We start from the raw sequence: 21,700 nt of genomic DNA, 5'->3' as shown, positions 1-21,700 counted from the left end.
AAAACGGAGAATTAATAAGTTGCCATCGTATCATCGATCATACATGCCCAGGCATGTATACCGCCTTCTACGTTATAAAGGTTTTTATAGCCCATTTCAGACAATTTCTGCGCAACAGCGCGACTACGCATGCCGTGGTGACAAAGTACCGCTATTGGCCCTGAAATCGTCATTTTTGGAAATTCTTGTAGCACCCTACCCATCGGCATGTGCAATGACTGTGGCAAATGGCATATTTCCCACTCATCATCTTCACGTAAATCCAATACCAATACCTTTTTACCGTTATTCAGCCAGTTTTCCAGCTCCTGTACCTCTAACGACTGTACGCCAGTCAGATCACATACATCTTGGGCATAATCAGCTTGTAATGTGGTAATCTGTCGGTTCGCCGCTACGGGAGGGATATGGAATATATGATGCATATTTTGCAGGATATCTATGGTCATTAACTGATTGCTCAATGGCGTACCAATACCCGTGATGATTTTTACCACTTCATTCGCCTGGTAGGAACCAATGATGCCTGGCAGTACGCCTAGTACGCCAATTTCACTACAGTTCAGCATCTCGCCAGCAGCGGGCGCTTCCGGGAAAATGCAACGGTAGGTGGCTCCCTGTTGATAATTAAAAACGCTCACCTGTCCTTCATACTTGTAAATAGCGCCATATACCAGTGGTTTTCCGGCAATGACACAGGCGTCGTTGATGAGGTAGCGGGTGCCGAAATTATCGGTGCAATCTACCACTACATCATAGCCAGCGATAATAGCGATAGCATTATCTGTAGTCAGCCAAGTTTCATGAAGATCTATTGTTATTTCCGGATTCAACTGATGCAGGCGTTGCGCTGCCAGTGGCCCTTTGGGCTTTCCTTGATCTGCGGTGGTATACAGTACCTGTCTTTGTAGGTTGGTGATGGACACTGTATCATTTTCCACGATGCCTATACGCCCAACGCCCATGGCGGTGAGGTATTGCAATACCGGCACTCCCAGTCCGCCGGCGCCTATTACCAGTACGGCTGCTTGTTGCAGCAGTTGTTGTTTCTCTGGTCCAAAACCTTCCAATCTGGTCTGCCTGTCGTATCGCATGGTATCAATCTTATCTGATGAAGAAATGGTATCCTGGTAAAGGATAAAGGTAGTAAAACGTTATACTTTTTTATACATGGTAACGATATCGGAGAAAAGTCCGGGTCTCAGTTCGATGCCATCTGGCAAGCGGCCACATTCTTGGAAACCGAAGTTGCGATAGAGTTGTATGGCTTTTTCATTGGCGGCGGCCACTTGTAGATAAATCAACCAGAGGTCGTCGTGTTCATCCACCCAACGGAGCATGGCGGTCATTAGTCGGCGACCAATACCCATCCGATGATATTCCTTTGCCACACCTATGCCCATTTCACATACGTGGGTACGTTTGTCATGACCCGTGTTATCCACATTCACCGCACCTATAATACGCCCATTTACTTCCGCTACAAGTAGCAACTGGCGGTTTTTCTCCAGGTGAGATTTAATAAATGCCTCTTCTGACTCTGCATCCAGGTCCATGGCTTCCGCATGGTTGAGGAGTAGGAAATCAGTTTCGGCGGTCATGCGTTGATAATTGGCCAACATGCCGGCGGCATCTCTCAATCGTGCCTCCCGGATGATTAGTTCTTCGCCATTGGGTAGAAAATGTCGCATGATACGAAAATAAAAAAAGCGACCGTTTCCGGTCGCTGATTGTTTTAAACCTTACTAAAAATTTTGTTATGATGCTTTTGCGTTTGTTCTCACAAAGTCCAGTACTGCGGCTTTTTGATCATCTGACAGTTTGGCTTTTCTGGCCATCTTGTCTATGATACCAGGCCATTTTTCCACGGTGCGGGATTCAGGCCATTTGTAAGCGTGACATCTGTTGCAATTCTGCCGGTAAATCGCTTTACCAGGCGAGTCCGGATATCTTGCGAAAGCCGCTTCCGTTGCAGCCGCTGACTCAGTAGGAACGGTGCCTTTACTGCACCCCCATAGTAAGACAGCTATAACAGCTAACTGGAGTAGTGTTTTCATAAAATTAGTTTGAGTACATCAGATTGATTGACCTCACTCAAGGTAACTATTTTTTATGAAATGGAAAATGACTACTGAATTTTTCCTGCACCAAAATATGCCTGTAATACGGCAGGGATATGTATCCCTTCTGCAGTCTGGTTATTCTCCAGGATGCAGGCCATAATACGAGGGAGCGCCAAAGAGCTACCGTTCAGGGTATGCACCAGTTGTGGCTTACCATTGGCTTCTTTGAAACGAATTTTCATACGGTTGCTCTGGTAGCTTTCGAAATTACTTACGGAGCTTACTTCCAACCATTTCTGCTGAGCAGCGCTATACACTTCGAAATCATATGTCAGTGCAGAAGTGAAGCTCATATCGCCACCGCATAAACGCAGAATACGGTATGGCAACTGTAAAGACTGGAGCAGGCTTTCTACGTGTGCTACCATTTCATCCAGCGCTTCATAAGACTTCTCCGGATGAGCCAGTTGCACCAGCTCTACCTTATCGAACTGGTGTACACGATTCAGACCGCGTACATCTTTACCGTAAGAACCGGCTTCCCTGCGGAAACAAGGCGTATAGGCGGTCATGCGGATAGGCAATTCGGTATCTTTCAGGATTTCATCGCGGTAGATGTTGGTCACTGGTACTTCGGCGGTAGGTATCAGGTAGAAATTATCTTCTGTAGCATGATACATCTGGCCTTCTTTATCTGGCAACTGACCGGTACCAAAAGCAGAAGTTTCGTTTACCAGGTAAGGAGGCGCGTACTCCATATAACCCGCATTGATGTTATAATCCAGGAAATACTGGATCATAGCGCGTTGCAGACGAGCGCCTTTGTTTTTATATACTGGGAAACCACTACCAGTGATTTTATTTCCTAGTTCAAAGTCGATCAGATCGTATTTTTTCGCCAGATCCCAGTGTGGTACTGCCCCTTCATAAAGCGCAGGAATATCTCCGTGCTGTTTTACTTCCACGTTTTCTTCCGGCGTTTTGCCAGGAGGAACCAATGGAGAAGGCAGGTTTGGTAATTTAACCAGGGTATCCAGTAATTCTTTTTCGGTAGCGTTCAGCGCTTCGTTAACGGGGGCCAGGTGCTCTTTCAGCTCGTTCACTTTGGCGCGCATGGCTTCTCCGTCTTCTTTTTTACCCTGGGCCATCAGTTTACCGATTTCTTTGGATAAACTGTTTACCTGGGCTTGCGTATCATCATATTCCAGTGTGAGTTTCTTACGCTTGTCGTCCAGCGCAAGGATTTCATCCACCAGGTGAGTTTCTTTAAAGTGTTTGACAGCCAGTTTTTCCAAAACCAGCTCTTTATTCTGACGTATATATGGTACTTGTAACATTCTTACAATTTAAAAATTTGAGCAAAGATAAAGGCTATATGAGATATTTTCCTACGATTGGTACCCTGCGGCCCACGCCAAAGGCCTTGGAAGATACGCGAATGATAGGACAAAACTGATTTCGTTTGTATTCATTGGCGTTGACCATCTTTAAGGTCCGCGAAACTAAAGCCGAGTCGAAGCCCTGTGCAACAATCTCACGGGGGCCTTGCCTCCGTTCAATATACTGGTACAGTAATTTGTCGAGGACGGCATAATCCGGCAAACTATCGCTATCCTTTTGTCCAGGACGCAATTCTGCGGATGGGGCCTTGTCTATGATGTTCTGAGGGATAATCTCCTTGTCGCGGTTAATGTATCTCGCTAACGCATATACTTGCATTTTATACACATCTCCCAAGACAGACAGTCCTCCGGCCATATCTCCGTAAAGGGTGCCATAGCCTGTGGATAACTCACTTTTATTGGAGGTATTCAACAAGATATATCCAAACTTGTTGGACAATCCCATCAAAAGGTTCCCCCTGATGCGGGATTGTGTATTTTCCTCTGCTACACTGAAGGGCAGCCCCTGGAAATAAGGCTCCAGGGTTTTCAGGAAGGTTTCATATATATCATTGATACGAATGATATCGTACGGATTATCCAGATTTTTGGAAAGTTGTATGGCATCATCCACGGAGTGATCTGTAGAATAAGGGGATGGCATCAATACTGCCCTCACATTTTCTGCACCCAGGGCATCGCAAGCGATAGCCAGGGTTACAGCGCTGTCTATCCCTCCAGAGGAGCCCAGGATGGCCTTTTTAAAGCCCATCTTCCCAAAATAATCACGGATACCCAATACCAATGCATCGTATATACGGTCAATGTTATGATCGAATACTAGGGATGTAAGCGGCGTAAATATGGGCTTTTCAGCTACTGTACTTGTGTTGTTCAGCAGCGGTTCCAGCTCCATACCGTCCATGGCTTCTTCAAAGTAAGGAAGCTCTTTTACGATATTTCCTTGTGCATCGAAGATCAAAGATCCGCCATCAAAAACGATTTCCGTCTGGGAACCTACCGTATTGCAATAGTACATAGGCAGGCGGTATTTGAGTACGTTGGCACGAATCACTTCTTTACGATCTTGATCGTGGTCGTAATCAAATGGGGAGGCAGACAGGTTGATCATCACGTCTGGCTGCTGTTCCATGAGTTTGTCCATCGGACAAATTCGATAGAGCAGGTTCTCTCCGAGGTTCCAAATATCTTCACAGATGGTCACGGCCAGTTTGCGCCCTTTGAAAGGAATGACATTCCATCCGAAAGCGGGTTCAAAGTAGCGATATTCATCAAATACGTCGTAGGTAGGGAGCAGGGTTTTATGCACCATGTGCTTCACTTCTCCTTCATACAGGAACCAGGCAGCGTTGAAAAGGTCTTTCCCTTCAGGCTGCGGGTTTCTAGCCGGACCACCTACCAGCACAGCGATATCAGTAGCATGCTGCTTTATTTCATCAATGGCAGCATAGCATTTGGCAATAAAATCTTCAAACTCCAGGAAATCCCTTGGAGGATATCCGCACACGCAGAGTTCTGAAAATACCACCAGATCAGCTCCCTGGGCTTTTGCAGCCTGGATACCTGCTATAATTTTGGCGGTATTCTGTTCGAAATTGCCTATATGATAATTCTGCTGTGCCAGTATAATCTTCATAATTTCAAAGTTATTGTGCTTAGAAATAAACTCCGAGTCGGAGTGCAAAGCTATTGATATTCACTCTGCCATCATTCCATTTCGCATTACGAGTAACATCGATAAAGCCATTTTGGTACAAAAGACCAACGGTACCGGTGAGCGACTCGCCCAGGTTATAATCTACCCCGGCACCTATTAACATACCGATGTTAATTCGGTTTACATCTGATAAAATATTGATCTTGTCAACGGTCTGCGTCATGTTAGTGGCACTCGCCTTCGCGCTAACAGGGAAGGCTACATAAGTACCAAACTGTCCCCAGAAGGCCATTCCATTATCAATTTCGTTAGTTTTCAGTTTCAGGGCAATTGGCACCTGGATATGAGTCAGTTTGAAATTATATTCCGTTGGGATTTGTTTATAATCGCTCAGTCCATAACCGGCATCATATTTCAGTTTGCTACCGCCCAATACTACATTGAATCCCGATGCGAGGGAGTAGTTATTGGATTGTCCCAGTTTAAAATCCGCCATCAGACCGAATCCCAGGCCCATTTTTGAACTGGTCCGGTTTACGCCTGATTGTTGTGGGTTCATGGTTGAAATCATTGGGTCCAGGTTAAAACCCAATCGTACTTTCTTGTTAAAGGTTCCATAGTTGCTTTGTGCCATTGCGCCTTTCATTCCACCTAACGCCAGCATTAAAATAAAAATCCGCTTCATATTAAGGATATTGTCTTTTTTTAAATACAAGGTATATAATAAATTTACCCTTTATTCAGTTTTTAAGAACGATGCAAAGTTACACTAATAATAATTCCCGGTACAGTTGGCTATTGTTGGCATTTTTAGCTCTTGCCGCCTGTAAATCCGCGCCGAAGCCGCCGGATGTAAGTAATATATCCGTTCACGTTAGTGCGGAGCGGTTCGACTCTGCGCTATTTACGATAGACACCAATAATATCCAGCCAGGGCTGACACGGCTGCACGCGGCCTATCCGATGTTTCTGCCCGTGTACATGACCGATATTATGAACCTTGGTGCCTATTCCGATAGCAGTGCTGCTATTCAGCAACAATTGCACCTGTTTCTGACCACGAAGGACTTCCGTCAACTGGAAAGTGCCGTCCAACAGAAGTTTGGCGACTTATCCACCGTGAAAAAAGACCTGGAGCAAGCCTTTAAATATACCAAGTACTACATCCCGTATTTCCGAGCCCCCAAGGTGGTTACTTTCATCAGTGGCGTTGCCAACTATGGCGCCGTGACGGTGGATTCCCTGCTGGGTATTGGGCTGGACATGTACATGGGCGAGGATTTCCCTCCTTACCACATGATCGAGGACATTCCCAATTACATGATTCGCCGCTTTACCCCGGAATATATCACCACCAATGCTATGCAGGTGATACATAACCAAATGTATCCTACTCCTCGTGATGGCGGCAATTTGATCAGTCAGATGGTGGATGCCGGCCGCCAACAGTATTTCCTGGATAAGGTGCTGCCGCTAACTGCGGATAGCATCAAACTGGGATATACCGGAGATCAACTGCGCTGGTGCTATGATAATGAGCAGATGATCTGGCAGTTTTTCATTCAAAACAACCTGTTGTATAATACCGACTGGCAAGAGGCTAGCCATTTCATGGGCGACGGCCCTGCTACACAAGGGATGCCGGAAGGATCACCTGGTAAGATCGGAAATTTTGTGGGCTGGCAGATTGTAAAGAAATATATGGATAAGCATCCGGAGCTGACATTGCAGCAATTGATGGAGAAGAAGGATGTAATGGAGATATTTAAAGATTCGAAGTACAGACCGAAATAATCATACCACCAGCGGCGGAAATAATTTTTTAGCCTTCGGCAGATAACTAGGCCGGAGGCTTTTTTATGTCTTCAAACAAAAGGCTTTCAACCGCGAGAAGCGGCTGAAAGCCTTTTGATATACTGATTGAGTTAGTTCAGTTTAAAAGGCACAATCATTTGAAACTCCGGTATTTTCACTTCGAAAAGCTTCTTATCCAGTTGATTTTCCATCTGGTAAGTACCATACATCTTTCCTATTTCAGTACGGAGATTCGATCCCGAGACATACTGATAAGTTTCACCCGGAGCCAGTAATGGCTGCACACCTACTACACCTTCGCCTTCCACTTCGCGGTGGTTGCCGTTGGAATCAATAATGTACCAATGACGACGGAGCAGCTTTATAGGGAAAGTATTGTTGTTTTCGATAGTAATGCGGTAGGCAAACATAAATTCGCTGCCAATCGGATTGGAGTAATCCGGCTGGTAAAATGTTTCCACGCTGATGGTGATGCCCTCTGTTACCTTCTTTACCATAATAACAACCTTTAACGTAAAAATAAGGAAAAATACGCGCCGATTCCTTGCTTTAACGATTTTTTAGTGAATTTCGAAGTTATCGAGCAGGTGTTGATCTATCTCTGCCGCCCTGGCGGCCACTTCGAAAGAGTTATCCACATAACCGTTCCGTAAGTATTCACGTATATAGAGATACAGGAATCGGAAAATTCCATATTCCCTGTATTGCAAGACGTGACAGGCCTCATGACGGACCCATTCTATATCTGAAAGGAATTGCCCCCGCGAGGCGCCGTGTAAGTGAATGGTACTGCCTATCACCATGGCCAGCGCTGGCGATTTCATACGTCTGGCGGCAATTTTTGCCAACCACGACCTCTCTTTGATTCTACATCTAATTTTTTCCACGTTTGCTTTCTTCCTGACGTAAATCTACACGAAATATTGCATCCTAACCGATGATGAAAGCAGGAGCAGAATTAGTATTTTTAACAAAAAACGCAGGATTTTGGGCTATTTCCCCTGTCCGGTGTAGTTACCATCTACGGTAACCTCCACCTGTTCGGCAATATGCTTCATCACGATGGTGGGAACTTTAATTTTATGGTCTACCAGTTTGACGAGAAATTTGGCGTGCGCTTTTAACGTACCTCCCTGCACGGTAATGGTCCCTTTTTCCTGATAGGTTTTATCCACACCATGGATATTTAGTGTACCCGCTACAGTTACTTGATAGGTACCATCTTTTGTGAGGTCTACATTATCGACGATATTTCCTTTGAATTCAGCATTGGGATATTTGTTGCTTTCCATGTAGGAGGAATTAAAATGCTGTTGCATCAAATCTTGCTCAAACTCAAAGGTATTGATTGGTACTTTGAAGTAGATAGCCCTGGTTTTAGTATTTATGGCAGACACGGCTTTATCAGTACGGGCCGAAATATCTTCCAGCGGGGCCGATGAGAAAAATGAGATCGTTGCTCTCTTGGCGGTAACAACATCCTGAGCAAATCCTTGCATTCTCAATAACAGGCCCAGGGCCAGCAGGAAAACGTATTTCATAACAACCGATATTTTAATTTTCCAGACCCTTCAGCAGGTCGGGTTCGATGTTCATTCCCGAAACAAAGGGCGGACTGCGATACGGAGGTAATCGTGTCTCCCTACACCCAAATCCACCCTATACACAAAGGTATAGGCGTTTCCACTGATAAACGTCTACAATTTATCAACCCTAAAAAAAATTCAGCGCATATCTTTTACCGCTTATTTTTGTAGGAAATACCATTGACTGTGAATATCGAACAACTCTACCAAATATACAAGCAGTATCCATCCATTCAGACAGATACCCGTAAACTAAAACAAGGAGATCTTTTCATTGCCCTGAAAGGCGCCAACTTCAATGGCAACGAATTCGCTGAAAAGGCCCTGGAACAAGGCGCTGCCTTCGCGGTAGTAGATGAGGAAAAGTATTATACTCAACCAGAAAAAATGATGCTGGTAGGCGATGCCCTGGTAGTATTACAGCAACTGGCGCTGCATCATCGTAAGCAATTAGGCATTCCGTTTATTGCCATTACCGGTACTAACGGTAAAACCACTACGAAAGAATTGGTCAATGCTGCACTTTCTTCCAACTATAAAACCTACGCAACGGTAGGTAATCTCAATAATCATATCGGTGTACCACTTACCATTCTTAGCATAAAAGAAGATGTGGAAATCGCGGTGATTGAAATGGGCGCTAACCATCAGCACGAAATAGCCAGCTATTGCACGATAGCCTTACCTACCCATGGCATTATTACCAATATCGGTAAAGCGCATCTGGAAGGCTTTGGCGGAGAAGAAGGTGTCAAAAAAGCCAAGGGCGAACTGTACGACTACCTGCGCGCTCACAACGGCACCGTATTCGTTTGTAACGATTATGATTACCTGGTAGAAATGAGTAAAGGCATCCCACATATCGTTACCTATGGCCAAAAAGAAGCAGATTATACCGGTCATCCGGTGGCAGACAAAGCTTTCCTGGAAGTAGCCATCACCGGTGACAGCCATGTAGGTAATATTCAGACTAACCTGGTAGGCGCTTACAACTTCCCGAATGTAATGGCCGCTGTTACGGTTGCCAGTCATTTTAAAGTGCCATCCGAAAAGATTGCGCCTGCCATCGCTGCATATGTACCTTCCAATAACCGCTCTCAGGTTATAGAACAGGGTAGCAATACCATTATCATGGATGCATATAATGCCAACCCTTCCAGCATGAAAGCGGCTTTGGATAACTTCGCCGGATTGCAAGCACCTAAGAAGGTACTACTGCTGGGCGCTATGATGGAATTGGGCGAGGATAGTGTTAAAGAACACCAGATCTTGGCCGATAACCTACTCAAGCATCATTGGGATGCAGTGGTACTGGTGGGAGGAGATTTTGCAAAAATTGACCACCCTTATATCTTCCTTCCAGATGCCCTGGAAGCAAAAAAATGGCTGGCATCTCAGCAATTTACAAATACTTATATCTTAATTAAAGGCTCCAGAAGCACTGGTATGGAACGAGTTATCTAATTATGCTCAGATTTTGGTAAACTGTTTCATATAGGAAATGTTAATGATTTCATAATTTATTTATATTTAATCCTTAACATACGGTTTCGACCTTTACCAAAATCTGAACTTAATGAGTCCCAAAATCACCCGATTAATTTGGGGGCTGCTGTGTTGCATGCTCCTAATCCCAACGTTTATTTATGCCCAGGAAACCACTGCTGATATCTCCGGTATCATCAATAGTGGTAATGACCCAGTTCCTGGCGCCAGTATTATCGCAATACATCAACCCACTGGCTCCAGGTATGTTACTGTTTCCCGTAAAGATGGCCGTTTTAACCTGCCTAACCTTCGTGTAGGCGGCCCTTATGTAGTTACTGTAACGTATGTAGGATTTAAAGAAGAAAAGAAAGAGAACATTTTTCTTTCATTGGGACAAGATTACAAACTTGATCTGACACTCAAGGCCAGCACCAGTTCCTTAAACGAAGTGGTAGTGAAGTCGACAGGGGCTCAGAATAAAGTGTTTAACAAGAGTCGCACCGGTAGCCAGGAAGTGATTACCCGTGCGCAAATGGACCGCCTGCCTACTATCAGCCGTTCTATGCAGGACTTTACCCGCCTCACGCCATCTGCGAATGGTCTGAACATTGGAGGAAGAAGCAACCAAATGAACAACATGACTGTAGATGGCGCCAACTTCAACAACGCCTTTGGTTTGCAGCCTACACTTGGCTCCCAGACAGCTTCTCAACCTATCAGTCTGGAAGCGTTGGAACAGATCCAGGTCAATGTTTCCCCTTACGACGTACGTCAGGGAGGATTTTCCGGCGCTGGGATCAATAGTATTACAAAAAGTGGTACCAATACCTTCAAAGGAACGGTATATACTTTTATTCAGACACCAGGATTACAAGGGCTGAAAGTAGGAACAGCCACGGTTCCTAAGCCAGACTTCAACTATAACCTGCGTGGATTCAACTTCGGCGGCGCGATCGTAAAAAATAAAGTATTCTTCTTCGTGAGCGCGGAACAGGAACGCATCAGCGCCCCAGCCTCCCCATTGGTAGCTAACAAACCTAACCAGGTAGCAGGTGGTAACGTATCACAAGCGGTAGCAGATACTTTGGATGCTTTGAAGAAATTCCTGATAGACAAATATCACTACGATCCAGGAAATTACCAGAACTATCCCTATCGTACACAAAGCGATAAGATTACCGCTAAGATTGACTGGAACATCAATGACAAGAACACCCTTACTTTCAAGTACAATTATCTGAAATCTTTCAGAGATATTCCTGCAAGTAATAGTGGTGCCCCTAACGGTAACCGTCAGCCAAGCAATACAGGCTTACCTTTCAGCGGTAGCGGCTATACGATTAATAATAACTTCAACATCTTCATTGCAGAGTTGAATACCCGCATTAGCAATAACATGTCCAACAAATTGCAAGTAGGATATTCTGCTATGCGCGATTTCAGATCCTCCTTATCTGGTGGCAACTTCCCACTGGTGGATATCTTGAATGGCCAAGGTGCGAGTTATACCGCTTTCGGTTATGAACCGTTTACTTATAATAACAAGTTGAGTACAGATGTATATCAACTCTCTGATATCTTCAATCTGTATAAAGGTGCGCACGAAATTACCTTTGGTACACAGAACTATTACAAAACATTTGTGAATGGTTTCGCGCCTAACTTTGTAGGTAACTATCGTTTCAACACCCTGACAGACTTCTACGCCAGCGCGAACACCGGCGCATTAACCACTGCCCGTTATGCACTGTCTTACGCCAGTACGCCAGATGGTTCTTTCCCATTTGCAAAAATTAATTCTTTGGAATTGGGCGTGTTTGTTCAAGATAAATGGAGTGTGAGCAAATACTTCACATTAACTTATGGTCTGCGTGTAGACGTTCCAATTATTGGCAACACCTTCACCAGAAACGATTCCCTGACCGCGTTAACCTTCCGTGATGGTGTAAAACTGGATGTAGGCCAGCGGCCAAAAACAACGCCACTGCTTTCTCCACGTGTTGGATTTAACTGGGATGTTACCCATGATAACCAGACGCAAATCCGCGGTGGTATTGGTTTATTTGCAGGTCCTCCACCAGCAGTATGGTTAAGTAACCAAGCAGGTAACAACGGTGTACAGTTTGGTTCTTTCGTAGCTACCGCTACCAATACAACTACCATTCCTTATGCATTCAATCCTGATCCAAATGCATACCGTCCAGGACCTGGACAGTTATCTACTGCTTATAACATTGCAGCGATAGATAGGAATTTCAAATACCCACAAGTAATGAAAGCCACGCTGGCAGTAGATAGAAGGTTGCCAGGCGGAATTGATGGAACATTGGAATTCAACTACTCCAAAGATATCAACGCCGTATATTTCCAAAACGTGAATCTGCCTGCAACTGGTATGACACTGGATGGTCCTGATAATAGAACCCGTTATACCACTTCACAGATTTACGGTCCTGGTAAAAATTCACTCAGCAATCCTAACATCAGCGACGCTATCCTGATGCGTAATACCAACAAAGGTTACAGCTACTTTGCAACATTACAGTTGCAGAAAAACATCAAGGATTTCACCGTGAGTGCAGCTTATACTTATAGCAAATCACGCAGTGTGAATGATGGGGGAACTATTGCGCAGAGTAACTGGCGCGATCGTCCAGTGAGTGGAGATCCGAACGCGAATGATCTGGGATATTCCAACTTCTATCTGCCTCATCGTGTAATTGCTACTGCTACTTATCGTTTTACTTGGGCGAAGCATTTTGCCACCTCCTTTGGTTTGATATTCGAAGCAGCGCCTAATGGAACCACTTCCTATACTTATAGCGGCGACCTCAACAACGACGGATCTGGCGGTAACAACGACCTGATCTATATTCCAAATAAAGCCAGCGATATCAAATTGGTACAAGTAGGTTATGGAGACAAAACTTATAATCCTTCTACCAATGCTGATAAACGTACGGAAACAGTTATTTGGAATCAGTTGGATAATTTCATCAAGCAGGATAATTATCTGAGCAGTCACCGTGGACAGTACGCAGAGCGTAATGGTGTGGTACTGCCATGGTTCAAACGTGCAGACCTGAATATTACCCAAGATATCTTTATGTTTACTGGTAAGAATAATGTTAAACATACTATTCGTGTTACATTTGATATCATCAACTTGGGCAACTTGTTGAACAAAAGATGGGGTACTTACAAACTGGCTAATCAGCCATCCTTCCTGAAGTACGAAGGTCAGTTCCGTGATCCAACAAGTGGTCAGGCAACTGCAACACCTGCGTTCTCCTTCCCGTACTTAGATGCGAAGAATGAAATTCCATTGACTAATTCCTGGAGAGACAATACAGGAACTATCAGTCGTTGGCAAGGCCAGATTGGTATCCGATATATTTTCAACTAATAACGGTTAGCTATAAACGAAAAAGCCGGTTCGTAATGAACCGGCTTTTTCGTTTATAGTAAGTAATAAATGGCAGTAAAAATTATATGAGTGCTTGTACAATTTGCAGGAAACGACGGCCGTTTTATATAGCATAGCTATAATTTAAATTATTCTCCTGTCTTTCCCTTTTACCAGACATCAGGCATATATAAAAAAAAAAGACCTGCAAGCTAAAAAACCCGCAGGTGTTCATAACCTATGCCAACTTTAGAGTAATCGTTAAGAGCGTTGCAGCAGAGCCGCTTAAGCCCCAATATTTTTAGTTATGATTGTCTTTTTTGTGTTGTTATATTATTAACGTGGTTGAAAAAGGTTTTGTTCAATTTTTTATAATTATTTTTTTTTGGTTTTAACATCATAGCTTTTTTAAGCGTGCTACATAATTACTTACGGATACTTAATTCTTTTGGATTGCTAAAATGGAAAAAAAATAAAAAAAAATCTTATTATTTAATTTTAAAATATTTAATTAAATCAAGATAGGAAGTTTAGCGAATTTCCTGGCAAATTTCAATCAATACACCATTGGTGTTTTTAGGATGTACAAAGCATATCAGCTTATTATCAGCCCCTTTTTTTGGTGTTTCTGAGAGTAAAATGAAACCTTCGGATTGCAGTCTTTCCATTTCCGCGTAGATATCTGCCACCTCAAATGCGATATGGTGCATTCCTTCTCCTTTTTTATCCAGGTATTTTGCGATGGCGCTCTCAGGCGCAGTAGCTTCTAGTAGTTCTATTTTACTTTCTCCTTGTTGAAAGAAGGCCGTCATTACATTTTCGCTGGTGACTTCTTCTTGTTTGTAACAAGGTGTATTCAATAGTTTCTCAAACAGTGGGATGCTTACATCCAGTGATTTAACAGCGATTCCGATATGTTCAAACTTGAGCATGTATATTGTTTTTACAGCATCTAATGTCGTATTTTTGTTTGATGCTGCAACTACCTGTTTACCTGGACAATAACGCTACTACCGCCGTCGATCCGCGGGTGCTGGAAGTGATGCTGCCATATTTTACAACACAGTATGGCAATGCCGCCAGCAGAAGCCATTCCTTTGGATGGGTAGCAGAAGAGGCCGTTGATTATGCAAGAGAACAAGTAGCTAGTTTGATCGGAGCCGTGAAACAGGAAATTGTTTTTACCTCCGGCGCTACGGAAGCCGTTAACCTGGCTATTAAAGGCGTATATGAAACTTATGCCGCTACCGGTAATCATATTATTACCTGTGTTACGGAACATAAAGCAGTCATAGATACTTGCAAACACCTGGAGAAAAAAGGAGCACAAGTAACCTGGCTACCAGTAGATGCCGATGGTCTTGTATCCACCGCACAATTGGAAGCGGCCATCACCCCACAAACTATTCTCATCGCTATTATGTATGCCAATAACGAAACCGGCGTTATTCAGCCGGTAAAGGAAATTGGAAGCATAGCCAAAAAACATAATGTAATTTTCTTATGTGATGCCACACAGGCAGTAGGGAAAATACCGGTGAATGTTTTGGGAGACAACATCGACTTGTTGACACTCAGTGCGCATAAAATATACGGACCTAAAGGAGTGGGCGCTCTTTATGTAAGGCGTCGGGACCCGAGGGTACGACTGGCAGCTCAGATAGACGGTGGTGGTCATGAAAGGGGCATGCGCTCCGGCACCTTGAATGTGCCTGCCATAGCCGGATTGGGAAAAGCCTGTGAATTATGTGCCCAGGAAATGCCGGAAGAAGCGCCCCGGTTGCGGAAGCTCCGGGATAAACTGGAACATGCCCTACTACAGTTGGAGGCCAGTAAACTCAATGGCTCCGTGTCTCACCGTCTCCCACATACTACCAACATCTCTCTAAATTATCTCGAAGGCCAAACCCTGATCATGCAATTTGCCAAACAAATTGCCCTCAGCTCTGGATCGGCCTGTACTTCTGCTTCTATGGAACCAAGCTATGTATTAAAGGCCATGGGCCTGGATGACACTCTCGGCCGGAATGCCCTCCGAATGGGCGTAGGCAGGTTTACTACCGAGGAAGAAATCGACTTCGCCATTACCACTATTACAAATGCCGTGACGGAAATGCGAAAAATAAGTCCCCAATGGGAGGCATATAAATCAGGGGGCACACAATAATAAATCCCTGATAAGCATTATCTAATAAATATATATTTGCATCTACACTAATTACTATTCATGCTAGCCATCTTTAAGAAAGAGATAAACCAGTTTTTCAGCAGTATTACGGGCTATGTGGCCATTATACTATTTCTGCTGGCAAACGGGCTTTTCCTGTTTGTATTTCCGGATACCAGCCTGCTGGATACCGGTTATGCCAACCTGGACCCGCTCTTCGACCTCGCACCACTGTTATACCTGTTATTGATCCCTGCCATTACGATGCGCAGTTTTGCCGATGAATTCAAAACCGGCACCATGGAATTGCTCAGTACCAAACCACTGGGCGGATGGGATGTGGTCATGGGAAAATTTTTCAGCTCCCTGCTGGTGGTAGCCATTTCTCTGCTGCCAACGGTTATCTATTACTTTGCGATTCGCCAATTGAGCGTAAACCCACAGTTGTTGGATAATGGCGGTATCATTGGGTCTTATGTGGGATTGATATTATTGGGGGCCACGTTCACGGCCATTGGGATCTGGTCTTCCAGTCTCACGGCAAACGCCATGGTGGCGTTTCTCATCGCCATTTTTACCTGCTTTATCTTCTATAACGGATTTGATGCCCTGAGTAAAATACCTGCTTTCAGTGGCGGAGCAGATTATTACCTGCAGATGGCTGGTATTAAATTTCACTATCTCTCTGTGAGCAGGGGCGTGATTGACAGTCGGGATGTTGTTTACTTCCTCAGTATATCCGGGCTGATGCTCTATCTCACCAAATTATCTCTCCAACGCAAACTCTGGCAAAACGGTTAAGGACTCATGGCAACGACTACACGAAAAAAATATATTCAACGGGCGATCGGCGTGGTTCTGTTACTGATAGGCGTCAATATTGCGGCGGCTTATCTGCACGGACGTTGGGATTTAACGGCTGAAAAAAGATATACCCTTTCCTCCAGTACCATTAATATGTTAAAAAAACTGGATGGTCAGGTGGAGATTGAAGTATACCTGAAGGGAGATTATCCCGCTTCTTTTAAGCAATTGGCCCAGGCCACACAAGAACTATTGGAAGAATTCCGGGAGTACGGCAAACAGAACATCCGCTATACCTTCGTGAATCCTGTGGAAGGACTAAGCGATTCCGCCCGCATGAAATTCCTCGGCGAGCTGACTGCACAGGGCATCATGCCTTTCAACATGAAAGTACAGGGGGAAGCCAATGACAGCTACCAGGAAAAACTGATTTTCCCAGGCGCCATGGTGCATTATAAAGGGAAAAAAATCGGTGTAAACCTGCTGAAAAACCAAGGTGGAACGGATCCCATGCAAACCATGAACAACTCCGAGTCGCTCTTGGAATACCAGTTTGCCAGTGCTATCAGCAAATTGCAAGAAGAACATAAACCTCTGATTGGGTATATGCTCGGTCATGGAGAATCCCTCGGTGCAGAAGTCTATGACGCCCTCACCACTCTCCAGAGCAATTACAACCTGGATACCCTGACGCTACAAGGCACTCCATATATACCAAAAGATTTTAATGTAGTATTATTTGCCAAGCCTGCGGAGGCATTTAGCGATGCTGATAAGCTGAAGATTGACCAGTATGTCATGAATGGCGGTAAAGTATTATGGTTTATAGATGAGACCAATGCCGGATTTGACAGTTTGCAACAGAAGCAGTCGTTCTTAGCTTTTGATCGCGGGTTAAACCTGGAGGACCTGTTATTCCGCTATGGTGTGCGTATCAACCAGGATCTGATCCAGGATCTGCAATCTGACGCCGTACCAATGGTAGTGGGCAATGTGGGCAAACGTCCGCAGATTATACAGTTGCCGTTCCCTTTATTCCCGCTGTTGACGCCTACTGGCGCGCATCCCATTGTAAAAAACCTGGACTTGGTGCTCAGTCATTTTGTGAGTTCCATGGACACCGTAAGAACGGAGGGTATCCGCAAAACCATACTCCTAACGAGTTCCCGTACCACCCGCACGATGCGCGTACCGGCTGAAATTAGTTGGGAAATGCTGAAAGTACAGCCTAATCCGAGGGATTTTCGTCAGCAGCATTTGGCTACGGCAGTGTTGCTGGAAGGGAAGTTTACTTCTTTGTTCCGTAATCGTCTGGAACCCTCTGCAGCCAGCGCTTTAGAGCAAGCGAGCAGAACGCCTTTCAAAGCCGAAGCTGATTCTTCTAATGCAATGATTATTGTGAGCGACGGAGATCTGATCGCCAATGCCGTATCCCGCAAGGAAGGGCCGTTACAGATGGGTATCAATGAATTTAATCCCGGCTATGCATTTGCCAACAAAGAGTTTATGCTCAACTGTATGGAATACTTGACCGGAAAACGAGGTATTATGGAAAGTCGTAATAAAGAAATCACTTTACGACTCCTCGATGCCGAAAAAGTTAAAAAGGAAAAAACAAAGTGGCAGGCCATCTGCTTTATCGTTCCAGTAGGACTTATACTGCTTTTTGCGATGGTATTTTTGTTCATCCGGCAGCGTAAGTTCGCCGAATAGAACCGTTTAACTTAATTATACTTAATTATATTTGCTGCTCAACTTTAATTTCGTCAGATGACACCCACGCAGTGGACGTACCTAATATTTGGAATCGTAGTATTAGTTGCCTTGATCTTTGATCTGGGTCTGCTTAGCAAGAAGAATGAACAGATGACCATCAAAAAAGCCCTGATTCAGACTAGTTTTTGGGTGAGTTTGTCAGTTTTGTTTTTCGGGTTCATTTGGTACGAAGACGGTCATAATGCCGCTATCAGCTATCTGAGCGCGTATTTGATGGAGTGGTCGTTGTCTATCGATAATATATTCGTCTTTATACTCATCTTCGGATATTTTAAGGTAAAAGAAACGAGTTACGCGAGGGTTTTATTGATAGGGATATTGATGGCCATCGTTTTCCGGGCAATATTTATTAGCCTCGGAGTAGTTTTGATACATAGATTTGAGTGGATTCTATATATCTTCGGGGTATTCCTGGTGTATACCGGGTTTAAGATGTTCACCGCCAAGGAGGACGATCAGTTTAACCCACAGGAGAGTGGCGCCATGAGGTTCATCAGCAAATACATGCGTTGGACGACCGATGATCCGCAAGGCAAGTTCATTATTAAGCGTGGTGGAAAGAGTTATTTGACCACCTTATCCGTAGTAGTGGTGATGCTGGCATTCACCGATATTGTATTTGCATTGGATTCTATACCTGCGGTATTCGCCATTTCGCAGGACCCAATGGTAGTGTTTACCTCCAACATATTCGCAGTACTGGGCTTGAGATCTTTATTTTTCCTGCTTCGCGGAGCAGTGGATAAATTTGATTATCTGCCCAAAGGAATTGCGATTGTGCTGGTTTTCATAGGCATTAAAATGCTCGCCGAGTATTTTATACATATACCCGTATACGTGTCACTGATTGTGATTGTAGTATGCCTTGGGGGTTCTATTCTTTATTCCCTATACCACGAAAAGAAAGAATTACCGAAAGGACAAGTGAAGTAAAAGGCTGCTGCGAAAAAACGTTTTTGTAGCCGCCAAGTGATTATTCAAACTGATAAAAACGTGTATAACGCAGCGAGTATCAACAAAGTTCTGAAAGGAGAGTTGTTGCAGGAAACAGGATTTTCAGAAATTGATCATATCTTACTGGACAGCCGTAAGCTGATCTTTCCCGAAACTTCCATATTCATCCCATTGGTGAGTGCCAGACGCAATGCTCATCAGTACATTGATGAGCTATACCGAAAAGGTGTCAGCAATTTTATCATCAGTGAAAACGTGCCACTGGAGAAATATCCCAAAGCCAACTTTATACTGGTTAAAGATACCCTGCATGCACTACATATGCTGGTAGCATGGCACCGGCACCAGTTTAACATCCCTGTTATAGGGATTACAGGAAGTAACGGAAAGACTATTGTAAAAGAGTGGTTATTTCAATTACTGGAAAAAGATTACAACATTGTACGTAGTCCCAAAAGCTACAATTCTCAGATCGGAGTGCCATTGTCTGTATGGCAGATACAACCCGAAAACCAACTAGCCATCTTTGAAGCCGGTATTTCCCAGCCGGGAGAAATGGTGAACCTAGAGAAAATCATACGCCCTACCATCGGCATCTTTACCAATATAGGAGAGGCACACAGCGAAGGATTCCTTAATATTCGGCAGAAAATTAATGAGAAGTTGATTCTCTTCATGAAGAGTGATATTCTCATTTACTGCAAAGATTACCTGGTGCTGAACGAGTGTGTGTTGTCTTTCCATAATCAAATGCAAGAAGGCCCTGAACTCTTTTCCTGGTCTAGGAAAACGGATGCAGACCTCCGCATTATCAACACAGAAAAACAAGATCATCATACCAATATTGAGGCCACCTACAAAGGTGAAACCCTGCATATCCGTATTCCTTTTACAGATGAAGGATCTGTGGAGAATGCCATTCACTGCTGGGCACTCATGATCTATCTGGGCAAGGAACAGGAAGTGATTCAACAGCGCATGGACCTGTTGAGCAATATTGCTATGCGCCTGGAATTGAAACAAGGTATTAACAACTGTTCCGTTATCAACGACAGCTATAACTTAGACCTGGGGTCACTTACCATTGCACTGGATTTCTTGCAGCAACAACAGCAACACCAGGTACGCACCGTTATTCTAAGTGATATCCTGCAAAGTGGGAAAAGCGATGCTACCCTATATGAGGAAGTGGCTGACCTGCTGCGCCAGAATGGAATCAATAAACTGATCGCTATTGGTAAGAATATCAGCAGGGAGAAGAAAAGCTTCCAGCAGATAGAAGGGTTAAAGTCTCATTTCTTTAACACTACAGATGAGTATATACAGCAGTTTAATGGAGACGACTTCCAATTCGAAACAATACTGGTAAAAGGTTCCAGGGTGTTTCAATTCGAGCGTATTGGTAAACTCCTGGAGCAGAAAGCCCATCAGACAATACTGGAAATCAATCTCACTGCGATTTCCCAAAACGTAAAATATTACCAGTCGCTCTTAAAGCCACATACTAAACTGATGGCCATGGTGAAAGCATTTTCCTATGGCAGCGGTAGTTTTGAAATCGCCAACCTGCTTCAATTCCATGGAGTGGATTACTTGGCGGTAGCATATGCCGATGAAGGGGTGGAACTGCGTCGTTCGGGGATTACCATGCCTATTATGGTGATGAACCCTGAGCCAGCCAGCTTTGATGCTATTTTGCACTGGAATTTGGAGCCTGAAATCTATTCCATGGGCATTCTTATGCAGTTCATGGAAGAAGTGAACTTAGCGGGCAAATCCAATTTCCCTGTACATATCAAGCTGGATACCGGTATGCACCGACTGGGATTTGTGAAAAAAGATATTCCTGAACTGATAAAAGTACTGACTTCCGGCTCATTGCTGAAAGTACAGTCCGTTTTCAGTCACCTCGCCGCCAGTGAAGATCCGGCAGAAGATGAGTTTACACAGCAACAGGGGCGCCTGTTCTATGAAATGAGCCATGAACTGCAGAAATCACTGGGTTATACCGTTATTCGTCATTTGTCTAATAGTGCAGCCATTACCCGTCATCCTGATTTACAATTCGACATGGTAAGATTAGGGATTGGTATGTATGGTATCGACAGTGCGAAGGATATTCAAGCACAACTGCGGAATGTTAGCACCTTGAAAACCACTATATCTCAGTTGAAAGAGCTGGAAGATGGGGAAACAGTGGGCTATGGCCGTCGTTGGGAGGCTAAAAGTCCGTCAGTAACGGCCACTGTTCGCATTGGTTATGCGGATGGATATGTTAGGAGATTCGGTCACAGCAAAGGGAAAATGCTTATCCGGGGCAAGCTTGCGCCTGTTATAGGCGTAGTAGCCATGGATATGTGCATGCTCGATGTAACGCATATTCCGGAGGCCGCTGAAGGGGATGAAGTAATCGTTTTTGGCCAGGATCTGCCAGTACAGCAGTTAGCAGAATGGGCAGACACCATTCCCTATGAAATATTAACAGGAATTTCACAGCGAGTAAAAAGGGTATATTTCCAGGAATAGGGATCTTGCGATAGGTTTATCCATGGTTGGGTTTCCTTCTTTGAAATAAACCATT

18 protein-coding genes are annotated in these 21,700 nt (G+C 44.2%); 8 read left to right on the top strand and 10 right to left on the bottom strand.

Annotated elements, in window-relative coordinates; genetic code table 11:
- Window positions 1-11: 11 nt before the first annotated feature.
- From JO154_RS21440 to JO154_RS21415, 6 genes are all read right to left on the bottom strand, one after another.
- Entirely contained in the window at window positions 12-1,094 is a 1,083-nt protein-coding gene (locus tag JO154_RS21440; RefSeq protein ID WP_291949335.1) for a HesA/MoeB/ThiF family protein, read from the bottom strand.
- A gap of 60 nt (window positions 1,095-1,154) precedes the next feature.
- Complete coding sequence (locus JO154_RS21435; protein ID WP_291949333.1) at window positions 1,155-1,691, bottom strand: GNAT family N-acetyltransferase; 537 nt, start codon at window positions 1,689-1,691, stop codon at window positions 1,155-1,157.
- Between the two features lie 66 nt (window positions 1,692-1,757).
- Window positions 1,758-2,057, bottom strand: coding sequence for a cytochrome c (locus JO154_RS21430; protein WP_291949331.1), 300 nt, complete (start codon window positions 2,055-2,057; stop codon window positions 1,758-1,760).
- A gap of 71 nt (window positions 2,058-2,128) precedes the next feature.
- Window positions 2,129-3,400 (bottom strand): serine--tRNA ligase, encoded by a 1,272-nt coding sequence (gene serS / locus JO154_RS21425; protein WP_291949329.1) that lies wholly within the window; start codon window positions 3,398-3,400, stop codon window positions 2,129-2,131.
- A gap of 34 nt (window positions 3,401-3,434) precedes the next feature.
- On the bottom strand, window positions 3,435-5,102 hold the full coding sequence (locus JO154_RS21420) for an NAD+ synthase (protein ID WP_291949327.1): 1,668 nt from the start codon (window positions 5,100-5,102) through the stop codon (window positions 3,435-3,437).
- A gap of 19 nt (window positions 5,103-5,121) precedes the next feature.
- Complete coding sequence (locus JO154_RS21415; RefSeq protein ID WP_291949325.1) at window positions 5,122-5,808, bottom strand: porin family protein; 687 nt, start codon at window positions 5,806-5,808, stop codon at window positions 5,122-5,124.
- Between the two features lie 71 nt (window positions 5,809-5,879).
- Here JO154_RS21415 and JO154_RS21410 point away from each other — a divergent pair, with 71 nt between their 5' ends.
- A complete protein-coding gene (locus tag JO154_RS21410; protein WP_291949324.1) occupies window positions 5,880-6,917 on the top strand; it encodes a hypothetical protein in 1,038 nt (345 codons plus the stop codon).
- Between the two features lie 131 nt (window positions 6,918-7,048).
- Here JO154_RS21410 and apaG read toward each other — a convergent pair whose 3' ends face one another.
- From apaG to JO154_RS21395, 3 genes are all read right to left on the bottom strand, one after another.
- Window positions 7,049-7,435 carry a Co2+/Mg2+ efflux protein ApaG gene (gene apaG, locus JO154_RS21405; RefSeq protein WP_073078323.1) on the bottom strand — a complete coding sequence of 129 codons (387 nt, stop codon included), beginning with the start codon at window positions 7,433-7,435 and terminating at the stop codon, window positions 7,049-7,051.
- A 63-nt stretch (window positions 7,436-7,498) separates the two neighbouring features.
- A complete protein-coding gene (locus JO154_RS21400) occupies window positions 7,499-7,762 on the bottom strand; it encodes a DUF4157 domain-containing protein (protein WP_291949322.1) in 264 nt (87 codons plus the stop codon).
- A 168-nt stretch (window positions 7,763-7,930) separates the two neighbouring features.
- On the bottom strand, window positions 7,931-8,479 hold the full coding sequence (locus JO154_RS21395) for a YceI family protein (protein ID WP_291949320.1): 549 nt from the start codon (window positions 8,477-8,479) through the stop codon (window positions 7,931-7,933).
- Between the two features lie 231 nt (window positions 8,480-8,710).
- Here JO154_RS21395 and murF point away from each other — a divergent pair, with 231 nt between their 5' ends.
- Both murF and JO154_RS21385 read left to right on the top strand, forming a co-directional pair.
- On the top strand, window positions 8,711-9,988 hold the full coding sequence (murF, locus tag JO154_RS21390) for a UDP-N-acetylmuramoyl-tripeptide--D-alanyl-D-alanine ligase (protein WP_291949319.1): 1,278 nt from the start codon (window positions 8,711-8,713) through the stop codon (window positions 9,986-9,988).
- A gap of 112 nt (window positions 9,989-10,100) precedes the next feature.
- On the top strand, window positions 10,101-13,418 hold the full coding sequence (locus JO154_RS21385) for a carboxypeptidase regulatory-like domain-containing protein (RefSeq protein WP_291949318.1): 3,318 nt from the start codon (window positions 10,101-10,103) through the stop codon (window positions 13,416-13,418).
- Between the two features lie 530 nt (window positions 13,419-13,948).
- Here the strand turns inward: JO154_RS21385 and mce are convergent.
- Window positions 13,949-14,350: a methylmalonyl-CoA epimerase gene (gene mce / locus JO154_RS21380; RefSeq protein WP_291949317.1), complete on the bottom strand. Its 402-nt coding sequence runs from the start codon at window positions 14,348-14,350 to the stop codon at window positions 13,949-13,951.
- A gap of 44 nt (window positions 14,351-14,394) precedes the next feature.
- Between mce and JO154_RS21375 the strand changes: the two genes are divergently transcribed.
- From JO154_RS21375 to JO154_RS21355, 5 genes are read left to right on the top strand one after another with little or no spacing between them, the layout of a single operon-like run.
- Window positions 14,395-15,585 (top strand): IscS subfamily cysteine desulfurase, encoded by a 1,191-nt coding sequence (locus tag JO154_RS21375; protein ID WP_366935598.1) that lies wholly within the window; start codon window positions 14,395-14,397, stop codon window positions 15,583-15,585.
- Between the two features lie 60 nt (window positions 15,586-15,645).
- Window positions 15,646-16,386, top strand: a complete 741-nt coding sequence (gldF, locus tag JO154_RS21370) for a gliding motility-associated ABC transporter permease subunit GldF (protein WP_291949313.1) — start codon at window positions 15,646-15,648, stop codon at window positions 16,384-16,386.
- A 6-nt stretch (window positions 16,387-16,392) separates the two neighbouring features.
- Window positions 16,393-18,102 (top strand): gliding motility-associated ABC transporter substrate-binding protein GldG, encoded by a 1,710-nt coding sequence (gene gldG, locus JO154_RS21365; RefSeq protein ID WP_291949311.1) that lies wholly within the window; start codon window positions 16,393-16,395, stop codon window positions 18,100-18,102.
- Between the two features lie 57 nt (window positions 18,103-18,159).
- Window positions 18,160-19,098, top strand: coding sequence for a TerC/Alx family metal homeostasis membrane protein (locus JO154_RS21360; protein ID WP_291949309.1), 939 nt, complete (start codon window positions 18,160-18,162; stop codon window positions 19,096-19,098).
- Between the two features lie 60 nt (window positions 19,099-19,158).
- Window positions 19,159-21,645: a bifunctional UDP-N-acetylmuramoyl-tripeptide:D-alanyl-D-alanine ligase/alanine racemase gene (locus JO154_RS21355; RefSeq protein WP_291949307.1), complete on the top strand. Its 2,487-nt coding sequence runs from the start codon at window positions 19,159-19,161 to the stop codon at window positions 21,643-21,645.
- Window positions 21,646-21,700 lie beyond the last annotated feature (55 nt).

This window comes from Chitinophaga sp. (assembly GCF_019236475.1).
GTDB lineage: Bacteria > Bacteroidota > Bacteroidia > Chitinophagales > Chitinophagaceae > Chitinophaga.
Note: the sequence above shows the minus strand (reverse complement) of the source record. Positions and strands in the feature narration are given on the sequence as shown.

Coding starts and splice junctions, on each gene's coding strand:
- JO154_RS21440 (WP_291949335.1), bottom strand. CDS start 1,094: ATGCGATACGACAGGCAGACCAGATTGGAAGGTTTTGGACCAGAGAAA.
- JO154_RS21435 (WP_291949333.1), bottom strand. CDS start 1,691: ATGCGACATTTTCTACCCAATGGCGAAGAACTAATCATCCGGGAGGCA.
- JO154_RS21430 (WP_291949331.1), bottom strand. CDS start 2,057: ATGAAAACACTACTCCAGTTAGCTGTTATAGCTGTCTTACTATGGGGG.
- serS (WP_291949329.1), bottom strand. CDS start 3,400: ATGTTACAAGTACCATATATACGTCAGAATAAAGAGCTGGTTTTGGAA.
- JO154_RS21420 (WP_291949327.1), bottom strand. CDS start 5,102: ATGAAGATTATACTGGCACAGCAGAATTATCATATAGGCAATTTCGAA.
- JO154_RS21415 (WP_291949325.1), bottom strand. CDS start 5,808: ATGAAGCGGATTTTTATTTTAATGCTGGCGTTAGGTGGAATGAAAGGC.
- JO154_RS21410 (WP_291949324.1), top strand. CDS start 5,880: ATGCAAAGTTACACTAATAATAATTCCCGGTACAGTTGGCTATTGTTG.
- apaG (WP_073078323.1), bottom strand. CDS start 7,435: ATGGTAAAGAAGGTAACAGAGGGCATCACCATCAGCGTGGAAACATTT.
- JO154_RS21400 (WP_291949322.1), bottom strand. CDS start 7,762: ATGAAATCGCCAGCGCTGGCCATGGTGATAGGCAGTACCATTCACTTA.
- JO154_RS21395 (WP_291949320.1), bottom strand. CDS start 8,479: ATGAAATACGTTTTCCTGCTGGCCCTGGGCCTGTTATTGAGAATGCAA.
- JO154_RS21385 (WP_291949318.1), top strand. CDS start 10,101: ATGAGTCCCAAAATCACCCGATTAATTTGGGGGCTGCTGTGTTGCATG.
- mce (WP_291949317.1), bottom strand. CDS start 14,350: ATGCTCAAGTTTGAACATATCGGAATCGCTGTTAAATCACTGGATGTA.
- gldF (WP_291949313.1), top strand. CDS start 15,646: ATGCTAGCCATCTTTAAGAAAGAGATAAACCAGTTTTTCAGCAGTATT.
- gldG (WP_291949311.1), top strand. CDS start 16,393: ATGGCAACGACTACACGAAAAAAATATATTCAACGGGCGATCGGCGTG.
- JO154_RS21360 (WP_291949309.1), top strand. CDS start 18,160: ATGACACCCACGCAGTGGACGTACCTAATATTTGGAATCGTAGTATTA.